Source organism: Gemmata palustris (genome assembly GCF_017939745.1).
In the GTDB taxonomy this organism is placed as follows: Bacteria; Planctomycetota; Planctomycetia; order Gemmatales; family Gemmataceae; genus Gemmata; species Gemmata palustris.
Genome location: NZ_JAGKQQ010000002.1, coordinates 95961 through 119823, shown reverse-complemented (window position 1 = coordinate 119823; position 23863 = coordinate 95961). Strand labels below are relative to the sequence as shown.

Sequence of the window (23863 nt, the reverse complement as noted above, 5' to 3'; positions counted from 1 at the left end):
GGTCAGCGTTTGCTCGGCGGTTGGCGCGGGACGACAGGTGCGACGGGCCATACGAACACTCCGTGGAGGCGCAACCCATCATCACTCAACGCCTTCTGCACCACCAGTCAGGCTTGCCGGCATAGAAAAAGCCGCCGCGTACTTCGCCAACCCGCCCACCTGACGTTCCGGTTCATCGCCGACCACGCCGACGAGTGGCCCGTCGCTTGGATGTGCGAGGCGCTGGAGGTTTCCGTCAGTGGGTACTACGCCTGGGGCGCCCGACCCGACAGCCCGACCGAAGCGTGGCGGCGGGAGCTGGTCGGCGCGATCGAGGAGATCCACGCCGAGGTGAAGGGCCGTTACGGGAGCCCGCGCATGACCGCCGAGTTGAACGCGCGCGGGCACGAATGCTCGGAGAACACCGTGGCACAACTGATGCGGGAACACGGGGTCCGCGCGAAGGCCCCGAGGCGGTTCGTCCGCACGACGGACTCGAATCACCGTCTGCCGGTGGCCGCCAACGTCCTCGATCGGGACTTCGATCCCGAGGGGCCGAACGCGCGCTGGTGTGCCGACATCACGTACATCCCGACCCGTGAGGGCTGGTTGTACCTGGCGGTGGTGGAAGACCTGTTCAGCCGGATGATCGTGGGCTGGTCGATGGACGAGTCGATGGAGAGCCGGTTGGTGGTCGATGCCCTGGAGATGGCGGTCCAGCGCCGTCGGCCCGAAGCCGGTCTGGTGGCGCACTCGGATCGTGGGAGCCAGTACGCCCGTGACCACTACCCGCGGGCGCTCGCGGCGGAAGGGATCGTGTGCAGCATGAGCGGCGTGGGCCCGTGCTGGGACAACGCGCCGATGGAATCGTTCTTCGGACGACTCAAGTGCGAGATCGCGTCGGGCCAGATGTTCGCGACCCGGGATCAGGCGCGAGCCGAGATCTTCGAGTACCTGGAAGTGTTCCACAACCGCGTCCGCCGTCATTCCTCTCTGGGGTTCTTACCACCCGAAGAGTTTGAACGGACCTACAACCCGAAACGCCGTTAACTTCGACTCCATTTTCCTTGGGGAAGATCAGGTGTCGGGATCGGGTTCCACGCGCGCGAGCAGACGGGTAAACGCATCGTGGGCCGGCGGGTCGGGTTGGCTCGGTTGTACCCGAGCCGCCTCCGTACCCGAGTACCCCTTCGGGGTCGCGATCAAGAAGTCGATGTAGTCCTGCGGGAACACCTTGGGCACGCTCATGACACGATCGTAGACCCACACTCACACCCGCGCAAGGCCCAAAAATGCCGCACTGCGTAACATCTAATATCATCGAGCCGGTGCCACTTGGTCCGATCTACACGCGGATCGGACAGGTCGGCAAAGTGCCTCGCGAAACTGATCTCGGACTTCGGCATGGCGGTACCTCCTGGGCTACCGCCGGTGTATGCTTATCCCTTGACGTTGTCAGCAGTTCAAGATGCGTGGACCCTGGACTCATTCCTGGCCGCGTAGAGTATAGATGCGTTAGCCCTGGGGCCTCATGAGCCACGCTACTTCTTGCCCCGCAGGCGCTTAATGATCGGCAAAGCACGTTTTTTGAGAAGGAAATAACGTAGATCCATCAGACGGTAGAGCTCCATTTATGGATTGGGTCGATTGCCGTAGCGTCTCGGATGGCGCCAAGTTCTGGATCGCCAGTAGGTCCGCGGAATGAACGGGGAGCCCAGTGCAATCAGTAGAGAATCCGCGTACAACGAACGAACGAGCATTCCGTACTTCTCTCACAAATCGTACCACCGGTGTGACTGTTCGGCACAACCGACACAAATTAAGGACAAAATCCCAAGTCTCGGATGGGCGTGAGGTTGTCCGTTGGCGTGTGAGAGTGAAAAATGACCTCAAGGATTACGCACCCGCTACGGACGGCCTAATTCCGCCCGACCGGAGTGTACCCGTGCCAGCACCTGCCGTCAGCGTTGTTGTTCGTGAGATTCTTACCGGCGACATCAATTTGTCGGCCGACGAGGTCATCAAGAAGGCTAAAGCGCGCGGGGTGGTCGGAACCGACACATCCATCCGATACACCGCCCACAACATTAAGAGCGAGCTCAAGAAGAAGTTGGCAAAGGGTGCTGCGTTAAAGGCGGTTCCGGCCGCTGCGCGCGCGACGAGTGCGCCGCCGGCCCCCGTTCCCGCGCCCGAGGTGCTAGTCGCCACGACTCCGGTTGTCGCGCTCGTCCCGGCTCAGACTCTGGCCCCCGACCTGGCCGCGGTGCTCGCGAACGTGGCGCTGGTCAACACAGTGGTAGGCGCGTGTGGCGGCGCGGACTCGGCCCGGCAGGTGGCCGAAGCAGTGCACGCGTGCGGGAGCGTGGAGGCGTTCCTCCAGTACCTCGACTTGGTCGCCGGTATCCGCAGCGCTTGAGCTATCGATTGCTTGGTTCGCTGGCCGAATCGCCCTTCGGCAAACGATTAACGATTTGGCACCCACTCTCCTCGGATCGGCACGTCCGCGAAACACTTAGAATCTACAATCGCGCCTCGAGGTGGAACCCGAGACGTCCCACCGGTTCTCCGGCCCGAACCAGCTCCCGGGCGTCTGCCAGACGGCCCGCTCTCGACGCTCAGGTGCGGTCGCCCGCGGGTTACCGAGTCGGTCGCGATTTCGGCGGCATTTGCGAAGCCCGGTGCGGTGGGGGCACGTGCCACCAAAGCCACGAGTCACTTCAGGGGGACCAGGAACCAATCCCGTTGCACGGATTCGACCACACCCGGCTCCGGGATCGGTTCGCCGGTCAATCGGTTGAGTGCCCATCGGCAGGCGTTCGGCACGGTGCTCGCTGAGGGCTCCTTGCCATCGGAAGTATTGCGGAGCACTTCGAGGGACCGTTTAGACCCCATCCGCCCCAGTGCCAGCGCCGACATGCGCCGGACGCGCTCGTCGTCGTGCCCGAACATCCCGTCGCCGGTGATGCGGCCCTCGAGCAGTGTCGCGAGGGCGTCGTCCGGCTTTCCCTCGTGGAGCAAACCGAGCCCCCAAATTGCCGCGGCGCGCGCCGCCGGGCCGACGGGGGTGAACCCCGGGGGCAGGCCCGGTTTGATGATGCGCGGGACGAGCGCCCGGAGCGCGGAATCGGCCGCCCGGTACCGCGCCTGACCGATGAACTGGATGAGGTGGGACAGTTGCTGGTCCACGGCGTCGGTCGGGGCGTCCATAATGTTCACCTTCGTTCCCAACAGGAGCAGATCCGCGTGGCGCGCGCGGACGTGCTCCAGCACTTTGGGGAGCGTTTCGGGCACGGCCAGTTGCCTCAACCCCCAGGCCGCCGCCACAAACACCTCGGGGCGGCTCGCTTTCAACAGTTCCACCAGGCGCCCGGCCGCGGGCTTGTGCCCGAGTTGGCCGAGCAGGATCGCGGCCTGCTCCTGCCCGCGCCAGTTCCCGGTCAGCGCCGCCGCGCCGCGCTCGATCACGAGGGCGCGCCTCGCATCGGCCAGTCCGCAGAGGCACTGGCGGGCGCGGACCCGGACGGCCGGGTGCGGGTCGTTGAACGCGCGCGCGAGCTCCCGGGCGTGGTCGTCCGACGGGTTGCGGAACATGGCTTCGATACCGTGCTCTCGCACCTCGGCATCGGGACTGGCAAGAACCGCGGTCAGAACCGGGAGGACGTGTTTGGTACCGAGTTCGCTGAGGCGGACGACGGCGACCGCGGCCACGGCCGGCTCGGTGTCCTGGGCGAACTTCTGGAGCAGCCGGATCGTTTCGTCCCCCTCGTGCCGCCGGAGGAGCGCGGCGCCGACGAGGCGCCCGGTTGCCCCGCGCGGGGTGGCGTCCCCGGCGAGTTGCGCGGCGTCTGCTTCGGACCCCGATTTGCGAATCTCGCCCAGCGCGCGGGCCGCGGCGAGTCGGAGCGGGGGAGGGGTATCGGGCGCCAGTGCGAGTTCACGGAGCCGGGGCGCGGCGCGTTCGTCGCGAACGGTTCCCAGGCACCGGACCGCGAGCAGCGCGCCGCGACCGTGCGGCGGGGGCTGGCCGATGCGCTCGATCCAGAGGTCGCGCGCGGGCTTGTGGTCCCAGCGGGCCAGCGTCAGCTCGACGGCGTCGCGCACGTCCGGGTTGCCCGATTTGGCGAGCCGCAGGAACGCGGGTGCCGCGTCGCGGGCGTCGAGGGCCGCGAGCGCGCGAACGGCGGCCGACAGAACGGCCGGGTGCTGGTCCGGCCGGTCGAGCAGCCGAACGAGGGCCGGGATCGTGACATTCAGGCCGGTCATCCCGCCCTCGTGGGCCTCGGCGATCGCGAGCGCGGCCCGGCTCGGGGACTCCCGGTCGGGCCGATCGAGCGCCACCAACCAGAGTTCGGTCAACCCCTTGGGGTACGCCTTTACTACCTTCGCGACCGGAACCTCCGGGTCGCGGTACATCACCGAATCCAGGTCTTCACCGCGCGCGGACCCGCTCGCGCCCGCGAGGAGGGCTACTGCGAACAGGATCGGACGGGCGGTCCGGGTCGGGGCGTTCGGCATGGCGATCTCCGAGGGCCGTGCGGCGAGTCTCGTTATCGGGATCGTGGTCGCGTGCTGGACGCGCCGCGACTCTAAAGGGAGTGGGACGCGCAACAGATCCTTGGCTGTCGCGGTTCTGCACCGAGGGGGAGCCTGAATAACCGCTCCCGTGTGGTCGCAGCTCGTTACAAAGCTGGGCCGCTTCCCCGCGGTCGCGGCTCGCGAGAAGTCCGAAACCGGTTAGTCCGGGCGGTACAGGCGCCGGGTCCGAACGATCAGGATCACGAGCAGCGCGAGCGCGGCCCCGCCCATTACCCACCAGTTGAACGGGAGCAGGTCGTAGCGGGTGAACCCGGGGGTGTTCGCCGCACTCAGAGCCGCGGCCACCGGGTCGATCATCAACACGACCTGGACGGCCCGGTGACTGAACGGCGCTTCCCGGCCGAGCCAGACCAGGAGCGGGGCAATGCAGACCAGCGCGAGTACCAGGTACGATGCCGCGGTTGCGGCCGCGGTGGAGCGGAACAGGCTGCTCGCGACCGCCCCCACCAGAACCGAGAACACGGCCATTGACCCCAGACAAGCCAGCACGCGCCCGATTTGGGACGCGGTTTCCGGCTGCACGGTCGCCAGCACTACGTACCCCGGCATCGTGGCGCAGAGTAAGAGCAGGACCGGCCACACCGCGCTCATGAGTTTTCCGCGTAAAATTGCTCCCGCGGAAAGCGGCGTCGTGCGCAGGAGCTGCCAGGTGCCGCCCTCGCGCTCGGCGCTGATGAGCCCGGCCGAGAGGCTGGGAACGAACAGTACGAGGAGCGCGGACTGCATCAGAACGAGCGCCCCGCCGATCACGTCCACGCCCCACCCGAGCGCGCCGGAGGCCGCAATGTAACTCAGCGCGAGCGAAAGAACCGCGGTCCCCGCGAGGAGCCGCAGGGTCCAGTGGGCGCGCCCGAACCGTCGGGTGCGGAGCTCCTTGACCAGTACCGGGTTCACGAGCCGGCTCGTCCCCCCCGAGCGCCGGTTCGGGTCCACGAGGAACATCACCCGGCGCACCGCTCGTTCGCCCGAGGACCGGTCGTTCGTCATCACCCCGGCGGCGCGGGAGCGGTCGAGCGGCACCCGGCCCAGCGCGCGAATCGCCGCGGCCGCCAGGAGCCCGCTCGTCGCCAGTGCCAGACACACGTACCGCGCAACGGCCCCGCCGCCGTACTGTTCGCCGGGCAGCCCGACCCGGCCGTGGCCGACCGCTTCCAGCACGGCCGGGACCGGCGACAGGCACCCGAGCCAGGCCGCGAGTGCCGCCAGCGCCGGGTTGTCGCGCGGCAACAGCCAGTGGGCCGCGAGCGGCAGAACGGACAGTGTCAGCACGATCCCGTAAGTGGTGCGCAGGGCACTGTCGGTCCCCTGGGCCCGGCCGCTCACGAACAGCCCGATCGTCGCGATCTGCACCGCGAGCGCGGCGAGCACCGCATACAACAAGCCGACCCCGCCGGTCACGGTGGACCCGCCCAGGGCGTAACTCGCGGCCGCGCCGGGGGCCGTGAGGAGCAGCAGGATCGCGGTGAAGCCCAGGATGCCGCCCAGCTTGCCGGCGTAGATCGACCACGGCGGCATCGGCGAATTCAGCAACAGTGCCAGCGTCCCGCGCATGCGCTCGCGCACGATCGCGGCCGCCGGGAACGCCGGGAGCACGAGTAACAGGCCGGTTAATAGACCGTACCCGAGGGCGCGCAGCACGCCCAGTGCCGCCCCCCCGCCGAGGTCGCCCACGCCGCCCGCGGGCCAGTGGGTCAGGACGAGGAGCCCGGTGACGAGCGCGCAGCCGACCAGGATCGCGACCGCGGCGCGGGTGCGGAGCAGGTCGAGTAATTCGCGGCGAACGATCGGGTTCACGACGGTTCCTCCGGGGCGCCCGCGGCGCCCTCGGCGTCCCCCGCGCGGGCCGCGGTCATGAACGCTTCTTCCAGGTCGGTCTGTACTTCGCGGAACTGCGCGACCTCGGCCCCGGCGCCGACCAGGGCGGTCAACAACCCGGCGAGTTCCGCCTCGCTCTTGGCCGTGCGGAACCGGACGGCCAGTTCCGCCGCCGACGTTTCGATTTCGGCGCCGGGGGCCGCGTGCCCGCGGACGAGCCCTTCGGTCTTGGCCAGATCCCCGGCGCGCGTGAGGAGCACTTCAATGGTGCGCAGCGGGCTGAGCTGCCGGGCGACCTCTTCGAGCGTGCCGGACGCCCGGAGCCGCCCGCGCGCGATGATGGCCACGCGGTCGCAGATGCGCGCGAGTTCGGGGAGAATGTGACTGGTGACGATCAGTGTTTTCCCGCGCTGCGCCAGGTCGAGCAGCAGGTGCCGCATCTCGATCCGGGCGGGCGGGTCGAGCCCGTTGGCCGGTTCGTCGAGGATCAGGGCGACCGGGTCGTGGAGCAGCGTCCGCGCGAGGGCGACGCGCTGCCGCATCCCGTGGCTGAGGCTCTCGACGAACAGGTCCTTGAACGCGGGGCACCGGGCCAGTTCGAGCACCTCGTCGATCCGCTTCGCCCGCGCCCGCCGGGGGATCCCGAAGGCCGCGCCGAAGAAGTCGAGGTACTCGCTCACCCGCATGTTGTCGTAGGAGCCGAACGTGTCGGGCATGTAGCCGATCAGCCGCTTCAACTGGCGCGGGCGCGCGACGCAGTCGACGCCGGCCACCGTCGCGCTGCCGGCCGTGGGCCGCGACAGCCCGACGAGGATCTTGATGGCGGTCGTCTTACCGGCCCCGTTGGGTCCGATGAACCCGAGGATCTGGCCGCGCCCGACGGAGAGCGTCAGCCCGTCCAGGGCCACGAACCGGCCGTACTTCTTCGTCAGGCCCCGCACTTCGACTATCGGTCCGTCCGTTCCCATGCGCGTTCTCCCGTCGAGCGATACCGGTTCCGGTTACGGGTTCCCCGCCCGCCCCACGACTTCGAGGCCGAGTGCCTCGATGTGCCACTTCCCCTCGGCTTCATCGATCCGGACCGGGTTCGGGCGCCCGTCGGGGCCGAGCCGCTCGCTGACCGTCAGGGTCAGCGACACCCCGCCCGTGGCGTCCGGGCGCAGAACGCGCGTGTCGGTGATCTCGACCCGGATCGCCCCCCCCGGGTCGGTCGCTGCGAACAGCGGGACCGCCGTCTCGTCCGCCGACCCGGACACCGAGAACTTGCGCGCCGGGGCGCGGACCCGGGCCGTTAGCACCGCCCGTTCGACGGTGAGTGGAAGGGCCGACGGCGGCAACTGGAACCGCAGTGGGATCTGAACCGGCTGGGATTGTTCGAGCATCGGGCGCCGGCTCCGGCCGTCAATGACCGCCGCGTGGGGAATGAGCCCGTTGGGGATCGTGACCGAATCCCCGCTCCGTTGGGGGGCGAATTCGATCGGGAGGGAGAGCAGGGCCATTCCGACGGTGCGCTTCGCCCCTTCGACCGCGAACGGGAGGTCGTCCGTATCCGCCCACACGAAAAGTCGGTCCCGGTCCGGAAGGGCACTCGTGCTGGAACGCGCCAGGAGCCGGCGGTAAACGTCCTGGCGCCGCTGTTGGCGGTCGGTGAGGACGGTACCCGGGAGGTACTGGTCGGCGGGCAAAACGTCGTCAGAGGTGGCCCGGAACGATCCGTCCGCTTCGACGCGCGCGGTGAGTACCGTTCCCGCTTTGGAGAAAATGAGCGCGTCGGCCGGGTTCTTGAAGGTTCCGATCGTCAACTTGCCTTCCAGCCCGTTCGGGCCGAACCGCGCCGTGGTCGCGGCACCGGTGCGGCTCGCGGACCGGAACGGCCCCACGCGCACCCCCGCCGGGAACGCGAGGTTCTCCCAGTGCCAGGCGTCGAGATCGGTCTGGACCCGTTGCCGGGTCTGCCCCCCCAGGCCGGTCGAGTCGAGGTCCACCGCGCCGCCGCGCTCGGCTCCTAACTGGAGATCCCCGGACGCCGGGTTGTAGACCCCGAACAGCCCGCGCCACGACGCCTCCCCGTTCTCGGGCGTGACTTCGACCACGGCCACGGCCGCGGCGGTCGGCGGAACGGAACTCCGGGACGCTATCCCGATGGCGACGAAGACCCCGGCGGTCGCGGCCGCGAGTGCCGGCCCGAACAGCCCGATGCGCTCCGGGGCGCGCGACCGGCGGAGCCCGATTCCGAGAGCCAGCACCCCGAACACGAACGCCGCGAGGATCGCGCTCGCGGTCCCGCGCCCGACGACCTCGTAGCCGATTTCCGCTCTCAGGAGCGGCGCCAGATCCTCCGCCCGGAGCGGTTCCGGCTGGGGCTCCGGGTACAGGTGTATGGCCAAACCGTCGAACGCACCGAGGGCAACGGGAACGTCGCGGGTGCCCTCGAACCGCGACGCGCCGTCGCGCGGACCCCGCGCCCGGTACCACCCGCGCGCGCCCAGTGTGGTGAACACGACCCGCCCGCGCCCGACCGTTTGGCTGAACGCCGCGGGCCAGCCGTTCGCCTCGAAGAGAACCGTTTCCGACCCGGAGAGCTGGACCCGGACCAGATCGACGGGCTGCTCGAATTCTTGCACTTCGGGCGCGAGGGGGTCGGCCGGCGCCCGGAGCCGGAGCGCCGTCAGGCCCGTGCGCCCCGCGACCTGGAACCGCATGGCCTCGCCGAGAACGGGGGCGAGTACGTCCGGGTCCACGCGGTCGAGCATCACCCACAGGGTGCCGCCCCGGAGCACCCAGTGGCGCAAGGTCTGACCCGCGGCCGGGTCCGCGGCGAGCCGGTTCCCGGCGAGAACGAACTGGTCGATCCCGTCGAACGCCTCGACCGTCGGCGGCAGGTGCCGGTCGATAATGATCGAGAGGTGTTCCGAGAGCCCGCGCGTGTGCCGGAACGTTCGAGCGAACAGGACCGTTTGGCCCGCGGTCGACCCTTTTGCGGTAACGGCCTCCGGGCCGTCCGGGTCGTCGGGGGCGTCCAGGTAAACGGCGGTGCTCGGGTCGCGCGGGCGGTAGGGCACGGCCCGCGAGACGAGGCGCTCCGGGTCGCGCGACGCGACCGGCCGGAACTCACCGTTGACGCGCTCGTACAAACGGTAGCCGATGTCCCGCCGGAGTTGGCTCGCCTGTACCGGGGGCGGGCCGACGGTGAGCCAGGAGGTGAGCCGGGAGTTGCCGGGCACCCACACGTCCCGGCAGTACTGAACATCGGGGCGGTCGAGGTGGTAGGCGACGACCCGGGCTTCTCTCGCGGTCGGCCCCAAGTTGTCGATTCCGAACCGGAGCGTTCCCCAGGTGTCGGTGAGCGAGGTCCGGGCGCCGACCGGGAACAGCCCGTCCATGCGCAGGGACGGGGACTCGTTTTGCGCGAGTGCCGATCCGGGGGCGGACATCAACAGACCGAGGGCGATGCCGATTCCGTTGACCCGCTGGTGCATGTCCGCGCATCCTGGAGAAGGTGACGCAGCCGGCTCGACGATCTACCGCGCGGATCGGAGACACAAGCCGTGGCAAATGGCGCCGGGGTCCGGGCGGTGCGAGTCCACTAGCCTATTCAAACGTCAAAATGAAGTCTCGCGCGAATTATGATTCTGCGGCGTGAGGGCACATCAAGTTGGCACCCGCGCGGCAAAATCGGTCAGAGCTGCGGCCCGGGCACCCGGAACGCAGTCGCGGGGACGGGCAGGAATACGCGGACCCGGGGCCAAATGGTCTCATTTCTTGCGGCTGCGGCGACCAACATCACGCGCTCCCGTATCCGCAGTAACTCTCGCGCCCGTGTTCGACTCGCCCGCGCCCCGATTCGCGCCGCACCGCGCGTTCTCATCTTTTGGTCGCAACTTCGGCGGTTGAGTGCCCGCGATTCGTGGACCGGTGCCCGAAATGGAGCGGGGGAAGACCGGGCATGAACTAGCGTTTCAGGAATCCGAACAGTTCTGCAGTAACGCGCCCGGGTTCCGAGCGCCGGGCGGGACTGTGGGTGAGCGTGCCGGTCGGAGGTGGGCGTGGCGCGGGAAATCGCCGTCTGGCTGATCGGGCTCGTGTGGCTCTCCGCGATCGCGGGCGGGTTCTGGCTCTGGGAGCGGTACGACGCCACCCCCGGAACGGTCGGCGCGCAAACGGCCGCGCCCGACGAGTCGGCCCCGGGGGGCTGGTGCCTGACCGTGTTCGCGCACCCGCGCTGCCCGTGTACACGGGCCACACTGGGAGAAACGGCCGAGCTCGTGCGCGCTGCGCCGGAGCTGTCGGTTCGCGTCTTGTTCGTTCGGCCGCCGGACGCGCCGGACGGGTGGGAACACGGGGAATCGTGGGACCTCGCGGCCCGCATCCCCCGCACAGAAGTCGCGCTCGATGAAGCCGGCGCGGGCGCGCACCGGTTCGGGGCCGAAACCTCGGGACAGGCGGTTCTGACCGATCCGGCGGGCCGGATCGTGTTCCGCGGCGGACTCACTGCGGCCCGCGGGCGCGCCGGCGAAAGTGCCGGTCGGCGCGCGGTTCTGGACTGGATGAGCGGGCACCTCGCGCCCGCCCGCGCGCCCGTTTTCGGGTGCCCCTTGTTGACGCCTTGATTGATCGCGGGGCAATACATTTGTGCCCCTCAGCCGACTGCCGATTCGGAGAGGTCAAGTATGCCCGAGGTAGAAACGAATCCGGGGACCGGGGCGCGCGTGCGCGAGCTCGCGGCGTTCTACCGCGCCGCGATTCACCGGCGGACCGACCAACTGTTCGCCGGGCTGCTCGTGTTCCAGTGGGTCGCGATGATCGTGCTGGCCGTGTGGGTGTCGCCGCTCACCTGGGCCGGGACCGACAGCCGGACCCACCCGCACGTTTGGGCCGCGGTCGCGCTCGGCGGGGTGGTGGTCGCGCTGCCGGTCTTCCTCGTCCTCTTCCGGCCCGGTCGGACGAACACGCGGTTCGTGATCGCGGCGGCACAGATGTTCTCCACCGGGCTGCTCATCCACCTCACCGGCGGGCGCCCGGAGACGCACTTCCACGTGTTCGGGTCGCTCGCGTTCCTGGCCCTGTACCGCGACTGGCGGGTGCTCTTTATCGCGTCCGCGGTGACCGCGCTCGACCACATCGTGCGGGGCGCCGCGTGGCCCGAGTCGGTGTACGGGACGACCACCGGGGCCAACTGGCGCTGGGTGGAGCACGCCGGGTGGGTCGTGTTCATGGACGTGTTCCTCGGGCTCTCCTGTTGGTGGGGCGAGCGCGACCTGGTGCGCACGGCCGAGCGCGAGGTCGAACTCGAGGTCGCGCGCGCTAACGTCGAGGAGCGCGTGCGCGCGCGGACCGCGGAGCTGTGGCAAAAAGAGGAGCAGTTCCGCCGGGCGTTCGACGACGCCGCCACCGGAATGGCCCTTGTTGCTCCCACGGGGCAGCTCCTGCGCGTGAACCGCGCCTTTTGCGCCATCGTCGGGTACTCCGAACCCGAGCTCCTCGCGTGCGACTTCCAGGGGATCACGCACCCCGCCGACCTGGAGTCCGATCTGGCGTTCGTCGGGCGCACCCTGAGCGGGCAGACGAGCACGTACCAGCTCGAGAAGCGCTACGTCCACAAGGACGGGCACGTGGTGTGGGTGCTGATCGGGGTCTCGCTGGTGCGCGACGCGGCCGGCGCGCCGGTCCACTTCGTGTCCCAGATCCAGGACATCACCGCCCGCAAAGAGGGCGAGGCCGCGCTGCGCCGGGCGACGACCGAGGCCGAGGCCGCGAGCAAGGCGAAAAGCGAGTTCCTGGCGAACATGAGCCACGAGATCCGGACCCCGATGAACGGCATCATCGGGATGACGGACTTGATCCTCGAGTCCCCCCTGGCGCCGGACCAGCGCGAGTCGGTGGGGCTCGTCAAGTCGTCCGCCGACGCGCTCCTCACGGTCATCAACGACATCCTCGACTTCTCGAAGATCGAGGCGGGCAAGTTGGACCTCGACCCGCTCCCGTTCTCGGTCCGCGACATGGTCGGCGACACGCTCAAAGCGCTGGCCGTCCGCGCCCACAGTAAGGGACTGGAACTGACCTACGAGGCCCACCCGGACGTGCCCGACGTGCTCCTCGGCGACGGGCACCGGTTGCGTCAGGTGCTCAACAACCTGGTGGGCAACGCGATCAAGTTCACCGAGCGCGGCGAGGTGCTCGTGCGGTGCGAGCGGGTGCCCGAACCGGGCGACGCGGTCCGGCTCCGGTTCCACGTCACGGACACCGGGATCGGGATCGCACCGCACAAACTCAAGTCCGTGTTCGAGCCGTTCACCCAGGCCGACGGGAGCACCACCCGGAAGTACGGCGGAACGGGCCTGGGTCTGACCATCTGCCAGCGGCTGGTCGAACTGATGGGCGGGCGCGTGGGGGCCGAGAGCGAACTGGGGGTGGGGAGCACGTTCTTCTTCGACGCGCGATTGGAGCGCGCGTGCGGGTCGATCGCGCGCGTGGTGGAGGTGCCCGCGGACCTGAAGGGGCTCCCGGTGCTGATCGTGGACGACAACGCGACCAACCGCCGGGTGCTCGCCGAAACGGTCCGCCACTGGGGCGCCAAACCGACGTGCGCGGCGAGCGGGCCGGAGGGGTTGGACGAACTGCGGTGGGCGGTGGCGAACGGCACCCCGTTCCCGCTCCTGCTGCTGGACGGGATGATGCCGGGCATGGACGGGTTCACGGTGGCCGAGCGGATCGGGCGCGACCCGGCGCTCGCCGGGACCGTGGTCCTCATGCTCACCTCGGCCGACCGCCAGGGCGACGCGGCCCGGTGCCGGAACCTCGGCGTGTCCTCGTACCTGGTCAAACCGGTGAAGCCGGCGGAACTCAACCGGGCGATCGCGACGGCGATGCGCGGCGCGTCTTCGGTCGGGACCGTGCCCCCGGACAAGAGGTCCGAGCCGCGGGCGGCCGCGGGCGCGCCGGGGGGCCGGTCGATCCGCGTACTGGTGGCCGAGGACAACCCGGTGAACCAGCGGGTCATTTCCCGGCTGCTGGAGAAGTTCGGTCACAGCGTGACGCTCGCGGCCGACGGCCGGCAGGCGCTCATCGCCCTTTACGGTCCCGACGCGGTGGCCCCGAGCGGGGGGGAGGGGGACCGGCCGATTTCCGGCCTCTTGCCGAATAATTCTGATTCCCGCCCCGCCCCGTTCGATGTTATTTTCATGGACGTACAGATGCCGGAGATGGACGGCTTCGAGGCGACCGGCACGATCCGGGCGCGCGAGGTCGGTACCGGGTACCGCATGCCGATCGTGGCGATGACCGCGCACGCGATGAAGGGCGATCGGGAGCGGTGCCTCGCGGCGGGGATGGACGATTACGTGAGCAAGCCGGTTCAGCGCACCGAACTCCTCCGGGTGCTGGATTGGGCGATCAGCCTCGCGCCGGTCGATACGGCCCCCGCTGCTCCCGCGGCTCTCGTTGCCGTCACCGAACCGACTCCCCCCCCGCGCGCCGCGGACCCGGCGTTCGATCGCGCCGCGGCTCTCGAGCGCCTGGGCGGGGACGAGGAACTGTTCGCCGAGGTCGCGGGGCTGTTCTGCAGCGATTCACAAAAGTTCCTGGACGAACTGCAGCGCGCGGTTAGCGGGGGCGACGCCCCCACCGTTCAGCGCGCCGCGCACGGACTGAAGGGCGCCTCGGGGTACGTCGGCGGGAGCGGCGCGGTGGAAGCGGCGGGCGCCCTGGAAAAGATCGGCGCGAGCGGGGATCTCGCGGCAGCGCCGGGCGCGCTGGCGACCCTGGCCCGTGAAGTCACCCAGCTCGCCGCGGCCCTTGCCGAGTTTCCCGAACCGCAGACCGTTGGCTGAGGAGCCCCGAACTGAAGAGCCGGTCGCGCGGGCGGGCGCCGCGCGGAGCCGATTCTCGTGACCGAGACACCGAACATGCCAGACACACCTGAATTTCCCGTTCCCCCGTCGTCACCGCCGGCCGCGGCGTACCCGGGGCCGGTCTGCGAACACGTCTCGCGCGGGAGGATCTCCGGGACCATTGCGCACCCGGCGCGCCGGGCGGTGGTGGCGCCGCGCGCGCTCATCGCCGAGGACGATCCGGTCTCGCGCACCCTTTTGGAGCGCACCCTGCAGGGGTGGGGGTATGAGGTCGTCGTGACGTGCGACGGGGCCGAGGCGTGGGCGGCGCTGCTCGCGGACGACGCCCCGCACCTCGCGATCCTGGACTGGATGATGCCCGGGCTCGAGGGGACGGAGGTGTGTCGGCGCGTGCGCGCGCTGGCACAGTCGATCCCCACGTATGTCATCCTGTTGACCGCGCGGGGGCAGTCGGACGACATCGTGGCCGGGCTCGACAGCGGCGCGGACGACTACGTGACCAAGCCGTTCGACCGGCAAGAGCTGCGCTCGCGCATCCGCGTGGGCGAGCGCGTGATCGCGCTTCAGCAGGGGCTCGCCGAGCGCGTCCAGGAACTGGAGGCCGTGCTCGGGCAGGTGAAAGAACTCAAGGGGCTGCTCCCGATTTGCAGCTACTGCAAGGCGGTGCGGGACGATCAGAACTACTGGCACCGGGTGGAGACGTACATCACCGCGCACTCGGCGGCCCGGTTCAGTCACGGCATCTGCCCCGGGTGTTGGAAGGGCGTGGTCGAGCCGGAACTCGCGTCCATCGAAGCTTCCACTTGAGCGCGGGCGCGTTGAACGCGCGCCGGCGCCGGTGAGCGCGAATTCGGGTGCAAAGTTTTTGACAGGATCCACGGGTTCAACACCACCTCTAAGGAACCGGACCCGAGCAGGTGTTTAGTCAATCGCGTTAAGCCCGCAAAACGTGTCAACAATTCCTAGGAGTTACGCAGTTGATGGCATGTCATGCCCTAAAGCATTGCTAGATAACAGCTTGCGCCTTAGAAGGCTCGCACAAGCGGCCGCATCGCAAGAGGTTGAAATCAAACAACTTAGGGCGCGAGATGCCCTCAACTGCGTAACTCCTAAATTCCATTTATTTTCCCGCACGTTTGAACCGCCCTTCGCCCGGCACAACAGGTCCATCGTGCCGGGCATCGTTCTCAAGGTGCGCGTGCCGTTCCCCAGTCCGTTTTCTGCTACGCGGGTCACACATTTTTCTTGGCTACGGACTTTGACAAAGTTCTGAGCTCGTGTTCGCATCCAGTCGATTTTGTGGTTTCACCAGAGTCTGTTAGATTGCCCGGTTGTTACCACTATTTATTAACACTTTGCGTATTTCACGTCGCACGGAGCGAGCAATGCGGTTTTCGCGTGCGTTTTCGATTGTGGTTTTGGGTGCGAGTGTCGCCGCCGCGGTCGGGTGCGGAAAGGGGCCGGGCGAGCCGCCCCCGCCCGAACCACCAACGGTCGCGATCGTTCGCCCGAAACTGACGCGGCTTAACCCGACGAAAGAGTTTACCGGGCGGCTAGTTACGAAAGACCCGGTGAAGGTGCTCCCGCAAGTGACCGGGCGCGTGCTCACGCGCGAGTTCAAGGACGGCGACTTCGTGGAAGAGGGCAAGACGGTCCTGTTCCGCATCGATCCGATCCTGTACAAGGCCGACGTCGAGAAGGCCAAAGCCGACATCTCGAAGGCGCAGGCCGATATCGCCAACTGGACGGCTCAAATCGAGCGCGACAAGGCCGAGTACGCGCGCATCAAGCAGCAAATCGATACCGGCGTCGGGTCCAAGACCGAGTCGGACAAGGCCGCGGCCAGCGTGAAGGTGTCCGAGGCGCAGTTAGAGGTTTCAAAGGCCACAAAGATCGCGAATGAATCGGCACTAACGAAGGCCGAAGAGAGCCTCAAATACTGCACCATCTACGCCCCGACGACCGGGCGCGTGAGCCAGACGTTCGTGATGCCCGTGGCGGCCGGGGCGCTGGTCGACGCCTACAAAACGGAACTGGTTTCCGTGTACCCGGTTACACCGATCTACTGTTTATGGGAAGTGGACGAACTCACGTCGCTCTGGTACACGGAACGCATCCGGGCGGGGGCCATCGTCACCCCCGAGAAGATCGGGGTGACGATCAAGCTCAAGAACGAGAAGGATTACGTCAGTGATCCGAACGACCGGGTCCACAACAGCACCGTCAATTACGCTGATGTCCGGATCGAGCGCGAAACGGGCACGCGGACCATTCGCGCCGAGTTCGCGAACCCGCTCCCCGCGGCCGTACCGGGTAAAGAGCGCGTGCCCCCGCTTCTCGATGGCTCATCGGTGCAGGTGCGAGTCTCGGCCGGTAACCCCCGCGAAGTCCTGGCCATACCGGAGTCCGTGGTCTTCAGCCAAAACCGGAAGCAGTACGTGTACGCGGTTACGGAGGGGAAGGCCCAGCTCCGCGAGATCGAGCCGGGCGAGGCGTTCAACGGGCTCGTGGAAGTGAACCGGCGGGCGTCCGCGTCCGCACCGAGCGGACTGGACGAGTCCGATACGGTCGTGGCCGACAACCTCCTGCGCGTGCGCCCCGGTGCGACCGTCACAGTGAAATAACCAACAGTGTCGAGTAACAAAGTGCGCGTGCCGACCCGGTCCCGCCCGGGGCCGGCACCGTTCGTTACTTGCTGTCCCGATTCACGAACCCTGACCCGGCCCATTGCTCATGCAGTTTTTCATCACGCGACCGGTTTTCGCCGCGGTCCTCTCGGTGCTGATTACGCTCGCGGGGATACTCGCGCTCACTCAGTTGCCGATCGCCCAGTACCCGGAAGTGGTCCCGCCCCAAGTCGTGGTCACCGCGAACTACCCCGGGGCCGACGCGCGCACGCTGTCCGAGACCGTGGCCGCCCCCCTGGAGCAGCAGGTCAACGGCGTCGAGGGGATGATGTACATGGAGTCGCAGGCGACCAACGACGGCGCGATGCGGCTCATCATCACGTTCAAGCACGGCACGAACCCGGACATGGCGCAGGTTCTGGTGCAGAACCGGGTGAACGTGGCCCTACCGCAACTGCCCGAGGAGGTGCGCCGGCTCGGGGTCGTGACCAAGAAACAGTCCACCGCGATTCTGCTCGTCGTGAACATGTTCGCGACGAAAGAGGCGAAGTCGGACGCCGAGATCTTCGAGCAGCAACTGGCCGTGAGCCGGCACTCGAACCTCGCGGTGAAGGACGAACTGGCGCGCATCGACGGGGTCGGCGACGTGTTCATGTTCGGGAACCGCGACTACTCCATGCGCGTGTGGCTGGACCCGGACAAGATGACCAACGTGAACCTCGTGCCGGCCGAAGTGGTGGACGCGATCCGCAAGCAGAACGTGCAGGTCGCGGCCGGGCAGATCGGGCTGCCACCGGTCCCGCGCGGGCAGACGCGGCAACTCGTGGTGAACACGCTCGGCCGGTTGAAGACCGAGCAACAGTTCAAGGACATCGTGGTGAAGACCGGGGCGAAGGGCGAGGCCCTGGTGCGGCTGAGCGACGTGGCCCGCGTCGAACTCGGGGCGAAGGCCTACGACTCGTCCAGCGCGCTGAACAACCGGCCGTCGGTCGGGCTCCCCGTGTTCCAGCTCCCGGGGGGGAACGCCTTCAGCACCGCGACCGCGATCAAGGAGAAGATGAAAGAGCTGCGCGCGTCCCCGGACTGGCCGGACGGCCTCGAGTACGACATTGTTTATGACCCGACGGACTTCGTGCGGGCGAGCGTGCAGGAGGTGGTGAAGACGCTGTTCGAGGCGATCGTCCTCGTGTTCATCGTGGTGCTGCTGTTCCTCCAGAACTGGCGCGCGGCCCTGATCCCGATGATCGCGGTGCCGGTGTCTCTGGTGGGCACGCTCGCGGTCATGTTCGTGCTGGGGTACTCGATCAACAACCTCACGCTCTTCGGCATGGTGCTCGCCATCGGGATCGTGGTGGACGACGCCATCGTGGTGGTCGAGGCGGTCGAGTTCCACATCGCGCGCGGCCTCAGCCCGTTGGACGCGACCAGAAAAGCAATGTCCGAGGTGGGGATGGCGATCATCGGCGTGTCGCTGGTGCTGTGTGCCGTGTTCGTCCCGGCCGCGGTCATCCCCGGGCTGACCGGGCAGTTCTTCAAACAGTTCGCGGTGACGATCGCGGTCAGTACGGTGATTTCCGCGTTCAACTCGCTCACGCTCAGCCCGGCCCTGTGCCCGCTGTTGCTCCGGGATCACCACGGGAGCAAGGACTGGATCGATAAGGCACTGTACTACCTGTTCGGGTGGTGGTTGTTCCGCGGGTTCAACTGGGCGTTCGATCGCGGCACGAAGTTGTACGGGAGCTCGATCAGTTGGCTGATCCGGCTCACGGTCGTGGTGCTGGTGGTGTACGCCGGGCTGCTGGGGCTGGCGTACCTCGGGTTCCGCACGGTGCCCGGCGGGTTCATTCCGCAACAGGACCAGGGCTATTTGGTGGTGAACCTGGAATTGCCCCCGGGCGAGGCCGTGGAGCGCACCGACGCCGTGATGAAGGAGGTGGCCGATGCGTGCCTCTCGACCGACGGCGTGGCCAACACGGTGCAGATCAGCGGGTACTCGATTTTCTCCAGCGCGAACGTCTCGAACAACGGCGGCATTTACGTGTGCTTGAAGCCCTTCGAGCAGCGCAAGGGGCGGCACGCGGACGACATCATGCGCGAGCTGAACGCGAAGTTCGAGAAGATCCGCGGCGGCACGGCCACTGCGTTCGGCGCGCCGCCCATTCTGGGCCTGGGTAACGCCGGCGGGTTCAAATTGCAGATCCAGGACCGCGGGAACCTGGGGCCGGAAGTTCTCGAAGGGATGACGTGGGCGCTGGCCGGCGAAGCGAGCAAGAACCCGGCGGAGGGCATCCCGGCCGCGTTCAGCTCGTACCGGTCGAACAACCCGCAGGTGTTCCTCACGGTGGACCGCGACCGCGTGCAGCAGATGGGCGTGTCGGTGAGTGCCGTCAACGACGCGCTGCAGTCGTACATGGGACAGGTTTACGTCAACGACATCACGCTCGACAACCGGAACTGGCAGGTGACCGTGCAGGCCGACGGACCGTTCCGCCGGTCCGTGGAGGATCTGAACAAGATCAAGGTGCGCGGGCCGAACGGCGACATGATCCCGATCGCGGGGCTCATCAAAACGGAACCGTTCCAGGGGCCGAGCAAGGTCAATCGCTACCAGATGTACCCGTCGGCCGACCTGAACGGGATCACGATCCCGTTCCTGATCTCGTCGGGGCAGGCGATCGACAAGATGGAGAAGCTCGCGAAGCGCGACCTGCCGCCGGGCCTGAGCTACGAGTGGACGGACATGGCGTACCAGCAGAAGCAGGCGGCCAACACGAAGGTCGGGCTGTCGGGCGTGTTCGAGTTCCGGGGCGACACCACGCTCCTGGTGTTCGGGCTCAGCGTGCTGGTCGCGTTCCTGGTGCTGGCGGCGCTGTACGAGAGCTGGTTGCTGCCGCTCGCCATTGTGCTGATCGTGCCGATGTGTCTCTTGTGCGCCGTGATCGGGCTTCTGGTTACGCTCCTGGACCTGAACGTGTTCAGCCAGATCGGACTGGTCGTGCTGGTCGGTCTGGCGACCAAGAACGCGATCCTCATCGTGGAGTTCGCGAAGCAGAAGCGCGAGGCCGGGATGCCGCGGTTCGAGGCGGCCATTGAAGCCGCGACCCAGCGCCTGCGGCCCATTCTGATGACCAGCTTCGCGTTCATCCTCGGCGTGGTTCCGCTGCTGGTCGGTGAGGGCGCGGGGGCCGAAATGCGGAAGGCCCTCGGCACCGCGGTCTTCAGCGGGATGTTGGGCGTGACCGTGTTCGGGATCTTCTTCACGCCGGTGTTCTACAACCTGATGGAGCGCGTCCGCGACCGCGGTGGCAAGGCTCACGCGCCCGCACCGGCGCATGAACCGGTCAAGCCGGAGGCGCCGCCTCCTCAACACCCGGCGTAAAGATCGGGGTGAGACTTCACCCGCTCCATGACTGCTTCCAGTTGAGCACATCATGGCCGTTTAATTTTCGGGCGTTGGTAATGCGTTGAGGAGTCGTAGGGCCAGACGCCACCGGTGGAAATGGTTTCCACCGCGACCGTCGAAAAGGCGTTTGGCTACAGGGTGTGTGAACGAGCGCGGGCAGGGAAATGAAAAACCCCACGATTTACTTGAAATCGTGGGGTTTTGTTGAGTTGGGGATCTAGGATTCGAACCTAGACTAAGTGAGTCAGAGTCACTCGTGCTACCGTTACACCAATCCCCAATTCATTTCAAAGCTACAGCACGATTAACACGAATATAGCGGCCAAATCGAGAATCGACAAGGGCGTTCGGCGCGGACGCGGGCTGTGTAGTTCGTTGGTTTTGGTACTTGGGCGAAGTCTTGGTATTCGCCCCGGCCCTCTTTAATACCGGGGACCGGTACGGAAGCGCATTGTCGCTGGCAGAGGTTCTGGCCACGATTCTCGACCCGCGTGATCCGTCGGGGCGCTGGTACCCGCTCCCGGTGGTTCTGAACCTCGTGGTCGTCGCCGCACTCGCGGGCATGCACTCCCTGGAAGCCGTCGCCCAATTCGCACGGATCACGGAACCCGCGGGCACACGCTCTGGAGTTCTGATCCGCCCGAACCCCGTGCTTGGCCACCCTCCGACCTCCTTCGCCGGCTCGACGTCGGGCCGGCGAAGCCACTCTGGGAGCGCGTGCCATCGACGGGTTACAGTCGGGTACGAGGTGCCGTGGGTCATTCGCACTGTGCTCAGCGGGCGGGTCGTTCTGGCCGAGGCCCTGTTGTCGGCGCCCGGCCGATCTCGCCACGTTCGTGACCCCAGGCGGCCGAGGCGTTCGGGAGCCGGTCGCCGGGGTTACCTCAATTACCCAGTTCCCGGCAACCGCGCCGGAGAACTTGGCGACGCCCCGTGACCTTCATTTTAGAGAGTCTGTGCGGCGGTTCAGAGGTGCCGGTTGTATGTGACTTGATGCGTTAAGTTCCGCCCGTGGCCGGCGCGCTTTTGGTTGGACACTGGCACCCGTTGGAATACCGCCTATGCAAGGAGCGAAGGGTGGCTGGGGGTTCGTTCTCTCGGTGGGCTCCAATAGGCTGATCTACGCGGTCCTCTTCACACGCACGTTACAGGAGCATTCATGTCGGACAAACCGCTGGCCGGGAAGGTCGCACTCGTTACCGGAGCGTCGCGCGGGATCGGGGCGGCCATCGCCACTCGGTTGGCCGCGGACGGGGCGAAAGTAGTCGTCAACTACGCCCGGAGCGAAGCCGAAGCCAATGCCGTCGTTGCCGCGATCACCGCGGCCGGCGGTGCGGCGATCGCCGTGAAAGCGGACGTCGGGAACCCGGCCGAGATCCCCGGTCTGTTCGCGGCCGCGACGAAAGCGTTCGGGCGACTCGACGTGTTGGTGAACAACGCCGCGATCATGCAGCGCACGTTCCTGGCAGACGTAACTGCCGAATCCATCGACGCACACTTTAATGTGAACGTGCGCGGGTACCTGCTCTGCGTCAAACACGCGGCCGAACTGATGACGGCCGGCGGGAGCATCATCAACGTCGGCAGCGCGATCAGCCGGATGGCGTACCCCGGCGCGGTGGTGTACACGGCCACGAAGGGCGCGATCGACGTGATGACGCGCGTGCTGGCGACCGAACTGGGGCCGAAGGGCATTCGCGTGAACGTGCTCGCTCCGGGTTCGACGCGGACCGACATGAACAGCGAAAAGAGCGGTAAAACCAAGGAAGAGGAGCGCCAGGAGGAGCAAGCGACCGCCCTCCGCAGGATCGGCGAACCGCAGGACATCGCGGACGCCGCATCGTTCCTGGCCTCCAACGACGCGCGCTGGGTCACGGGGACGTGGCTCGACGTGTCCGGCGGCATCCGGCTCTGATTTTTGGGTCGAGGGCGTGCGGATTCGCGGAGGGCCACCGATGCCGGGTCACGTGTTCATCGTTCGCGGTGACCTTCGGCGCCTCGCTTGCGATGCGTGGCTGATTCCGTGCAGTCGCAGCGCGCGGCCGGGGCACGAGTGGTTCCTGCCCGATTACACCGGCCCGCGCGAGGGGCGCCGGTTCGCCGAGGATCAGAGCCGCGCGCAACCGCTGATCGCCCCCGCGCCGAACCGCCCGCAACCGTGGTTGGGTTGGATCGGCCGCGGCGGGCAACCGGTGTCCTGGTACATCACCGGTGCGGCCGATTTCCTCAACGCCGCCGCGAACGAAATCACCACGAACGACCTACCCCCACTATTCGGCCGCGCCCGGTCGCTGCTCGCGCTGCCGGTCGTCGGTACGGGACTCGGTGGAGGGGCTGCGCGAGCGGGGGAGATCGTGCAAGCGCTTCTCCCGGAGTTGGAAGCGTTTGCCGCGCGGACCTTTCCCGGTGGGCGCGAATTCGATGTCGCGCTCGTCTGTTGGGACGCGGCCAGTCACGCGGCAGCGCAGGCCGAGCGCGTGCGCCGGGCCGACTGGCCGACCGATCTGACGGAGCCGCTGAGAACCGAGGCGCAGCGATTGGCCGCGCACGCTCTGCGGGGCGAACTCGCGCTGTTTCTCGGTGCGGGGGTGAGCATCGCGGCCGGCCTTCCCGGTTGGGGCGGGTTGCTCGATGAACTCGCGGTTCACGCCGAAATGTCGCGCGACGAGCGGGCGGCACTCGCCGAGTTGCGGAACGCGCTCGACCAGGCGACCGTGGTCGAACGGCGCCTCAAGGCCCGCGGGGGTACGATCGGCCGAACGGTTGCGGCCGCACTCGGCCCGCGCCGGCACTACGCCCTCGCGCACGCGCTGCTCGCCGCGCTCCCGGTTCGCGAAGCGATCACCACCAATTACGACCAACTGTTCGAGGACGCCTGGGCGCTGTCCGACCCCGACGGGTTGTCGGTGCTGCCCGGCGCGATCAAGCCGGACGGCCGGCGCTGGCTCCTGAAGATGCACGGGTGCCTCTCGGACCCGGATCGGGTCGTGCTCACGCGGTCCAGTTACACGCGCTACGACGAGCAGCTCCCGGCTCTCAGCGGGATGGTTCAAGCGTTCCTGGTCACGCGGCACGTGCTGTTCGTCGGCTTCTCGATGACCGATGACAACTTCCACCGGATCGTGGACGCGGTGCGGCGCTTGCGCGGCGAGCACCGACCGCCGGGGCACTTCGGAACGGCCCTCTCGCTCGGCGCGGGCGGTCTGGCCGAGGTGCTCTGGGAACAAGACATTCGGCGCGTGCGCATGGCCGATGCGCCGGAGGCCGCGGCGAACTTCGCGGTGCCCGAAGCCGCCCGGCGGTTGGAAGTGTTTCTCGATTATTTGGTGTCCCGGACGCGGGACGCGGCACACCTGTTGGTCGGGGAACGGTTCGATTCGCTGCTGACCCCGGGCGAGCGCCAGTTGCGGGACGCACTGGTACGGTTCGTGGGGGACGTGACCGGGGCCGGTGCGAGCGCGGTCCGCGGAACGGTCGCGTGGCCGCAGATCGAACGATTGCTCCGCGGGCTGGGGTTGGAGCCGCCCGACGGCGCTCTCGCCAGCGGTCTCGGTGGCGACTAAAATGCCCGTGCGAAGTCGGGCGCCGTCGCT

13 protein-coding genes, 1 tRNA gene and 2 pseudogenes are annotated in these 23863 nt (G+C 67.7%); 10 read left to right on the top strand and 6 right to left on the bottom strand.

The window, feature by feature from the left end; all coding sequences use genetic code 11:
* Positions 1-123: 123 nt before the first annotated feature.
* Positions 124-1029: pseudogene (locus J8F10_RS35010) on the top strand (IS3 family transposase); the annotation flags it as partial.
* A gap of 30 nt (positions 1030-1059) precedes the next feature.
* Here the strand turns inward: J8F10_RS35010 and J8F10_RS35005 are convergent.
* A pseudogene (locus J8F10_RS35005) lies at positions 1060-1227 on the bottom strand (IS701 family transposase); the annotation flags it as partial.
* Positions 1228-1924: 697 nt separating this feature from the next.
* Between J8F10_RS35005 and J8F10_RS35000 the strand changes: the two are divergent.
* On the top strand, positions 1925-2395 hold the full coding sequence (locus J8F10_RS35000) for a hypothetical protein (RefSeq protein WP_210662552.1): 471 nt from the start codon (positions 1925-1927) through the stop codon (positions 2393-2395).
* Between the two features lie 296 nt (positions 2396-2691).
* Here the strand turns inward: J8F10_RS35000 and J8F10_RS34995 are convergent, their stop codons facing one another.
* The 4 genes from J8F10_RS34995 to J8F10_RS34980 form a co-directional block, all read right to left on the bottom strand.
* Complete coding sequence (locus J8F10_RS34995) at positions 2692-4494, bottom strand: HEAT repeat domain-containing protein (RefSeq protein ID WP_210662550.1); 1803 nt, start codon at positions 4492-4494, stop codon at positions 2692-2694.
* A gap of 219 nt (positions 4495-4713) precedes the next feature.
* Positions 4714-6369, bottom strand: a complete 1656-nt coding sequence (locus J8F10_RS34990) for an ABC transporter permease (RefSeq protein ID WP_210662548.1) — start codon at positions 6367-6369, stop codon at positions 4714-4716.
* Positions 6366-7358 (bottom strand): ABC transporter ATP-binding protein, encoded by a 993-nt coding sequence (locus tag J8F10_RS34985; protein ID WP_210662545.1) that lies wholly within the window; start codon positions 7356-7358, stop codon positions 6366-6368. The genes J8F10_RS34990 and J8F10_RS34985 overlap by 4 nt, the downstream gene beginning before the upstream one ends.
* A 33-nt stretch (positions 7359-7391) precedes the next feature.
* Positions 7392-9869, bottom strand: coding sequence for a hypothetical protein (locus J8F10_RS34980; protein WP_210662543.1), 2478 nt, complete (start codon positions 9867-9869; stop codon positions 7392-7394).
* Positions 9870-10436: 567 nt separating this feature from the next.
* On the opposite strand from J8F10_RS34980, the gene J8F10_RS34975 reads away from it, so the two are divergent.
* The 5 genes from J8F10_RS34975 to J8F10_RS34955 all read left to right on the top strand — a co-directional run bounded on the left by J8F10_RS34975 (position 10437) and on the right by J8F10_RS34955 (position 20246).
* Positions 10437-11000, top strand: a complete 564-nt coding sequence (locus tag J8F10_RS34975; protein WP_210662541.1) for a hypothetical protein — start codon at positions 10437-10439, stop codon at positions 10998-11000.
* Positions 11001-11060: 60 nt separating this feature from the next.
* Positions 11061-14219 carry a hybrid sensor histidine kinase/response regulator gene (locus tag J8F10_RS34970; protein ID WP_210662539.1) on the top strand — a complete coding sequence of 1053 codons (3159 nt, stop codon included), beginning with the start codon at positions 11061-11063 and terminating at the stop codon, positions 14217-14219.
* Between the two features lie 75 nt (positions 14220-14294).
* Positions 14295-15047: a response regulator transcription factor gene (locus tag J8F10_RS34965; RefSeq protein ID WP_210662537.1), complete on the top strand. Its 753-nt coding sequence runs from the start codon at positions 14295-14297 to the stop codon at positions 15045-15047.
* A gap of 578 nt (positions 15048-15625) precedes the next feature.
* Positions 15626-16864 (top strand): efflux RND transporter periplasmic adaptor subunit, encoded by a 1239-nt coding sequence (locus tag J8F10_RS34960; protein ID WP_210662535.1) that lies wholly within the window; start codon positions 15626-15628, stop codon positions 16862-16864.
* A gap of 109 nt (positions 16865-16973) precedes the next feature.
* Positions 16974-20246, top strand: coding sequence for an efflux RND transporter permease subunit (locus tag J8F10_RS34955; protein ID WP_210662533.1), 3273 nt, complete (start codon positions 16974-16976; stop codon positions 20244-20246).
* A 233-nt stretch (positions 20247-20479) separates the two neighbouring features.
* On the opposite strand, the gene J8F10_RS34950 is transcribed toward J8F10_RS34955, so the two are convergent.
* Positions 20480-20550 (bottom strand) — tRNA-Gln (locus J8F10_RS34950).
* Positions 20551-20658: 108 nt separating this feature from the next.
* Here J8F10_RS34950 and J8F10_RS41025 point away from each other — a divergent pair.
* The 3 genes from J8F10_RS41025 (at position 20659) to J8F10_RS34935 (ending at position 23833) form a co-directional block, all read left to right on the top strand.
* Positions 20659-21207, top strand: coding sequence for a transposase family protein (locus tag J8F10_RS41025; RefSeq protein ID WP_390891158.1), 549 nt, complete (start codon positions 20659-20661; stop codon positions 21205-21207).
* A 222-nt stretch (positions 21208-21429) separates the two neighbouring features.
* On the top strand, positions 21430-22185 hold the full coding sequence (locus J8F10_RS34940) for an SDR family NAD(P)-dependent oxidoreductase (protein ID WP_210662529.1): 756 nt from the start codon (positions 21430-21432) through the stop codon (positions 22183-22185).
* Between the two features lie 40 nt (positions 22186-22225).
* Complete coding sequence (locus tag J8F10_RS34935) at positions 22226-23833, top strand: SIR2 family NAD-dependent protein deacylase (protein WP_210662528.1); 1608 nt, start codon at positions 22226-22228, stop codon at positions 23831-23833.
* Positions 23834-23863: the final 30 nt, after the last annotated feature.

Excerpts from the sequence above, each read along its gene's own strand:
- J8F10_RS34995 (WP_210662550.1), bottom strand. The coding sequence starts at position 4,494 with ATGCCGAACGCCCCGACCCGGACCGCCCGTCCGATCCTGTTCGCAGTA.
- J8F10_RS34985 (WP_210662545.1), bottom strand. The coding sequence starts at position 7,358 with ATGGGAACGGACGGACCGATAGTCGAAGTGCGGGGCCTGACGAAGAAG.
- J8F10_RS34980 (WP_210662543.1), bottom strand. The coding sequence starts at position 9,869 with ATGCACCAGCGGGTCAACGGAATCGGCATCGCCCTCGGTCTGTTGATG.
- J8F10_RS34970 (WP_210662539.1), top strand. The coding sequence starts at position 11,061 with ATGCCCGAGGTAGAAACGAATCCGGGGACCGGGGCGCGCGTGCGCGAG.
- J8F10_RS34965 (WP_210662537.1), top strand. The coding sequence starts at position 14,295 with ATGCCAGACACACCTGAATTTCCCGTTCCCCCGTCGTCACCGCCGGCC.
- J8F10_RS34960 (WP_210662535.1), top strand. The coding sequence starts at position 15,626 with ATGCGGTTTTCGCGTGCGTTTTCGATTGTGGTTTTGGGTGCGAGTGTC.
- J8F10_RS34955 (WP_210662533.1), top strand. The coding sequence starts at position 16,974 with ATGCAGTTTTTCATCACGCGACCGGTTTTCGCCGCGGTCCTCTCGGTG.
- J8F10_RS34940 (WP_210662529.1), top strand. The coding sequence starts at position 21,430 with ATGTCGGACAAACCGCTGGCCGGGAAGGTCGCACTCGTTACCGGAGCG.
- J8F10_RS34935 (WP_210662528.1), top strand. The coding sequence starts at position 22,226 with ATGCCGGGTCACGTGTTCATCGTTCGCGGTGACCTTCGGCGCCTCGCT.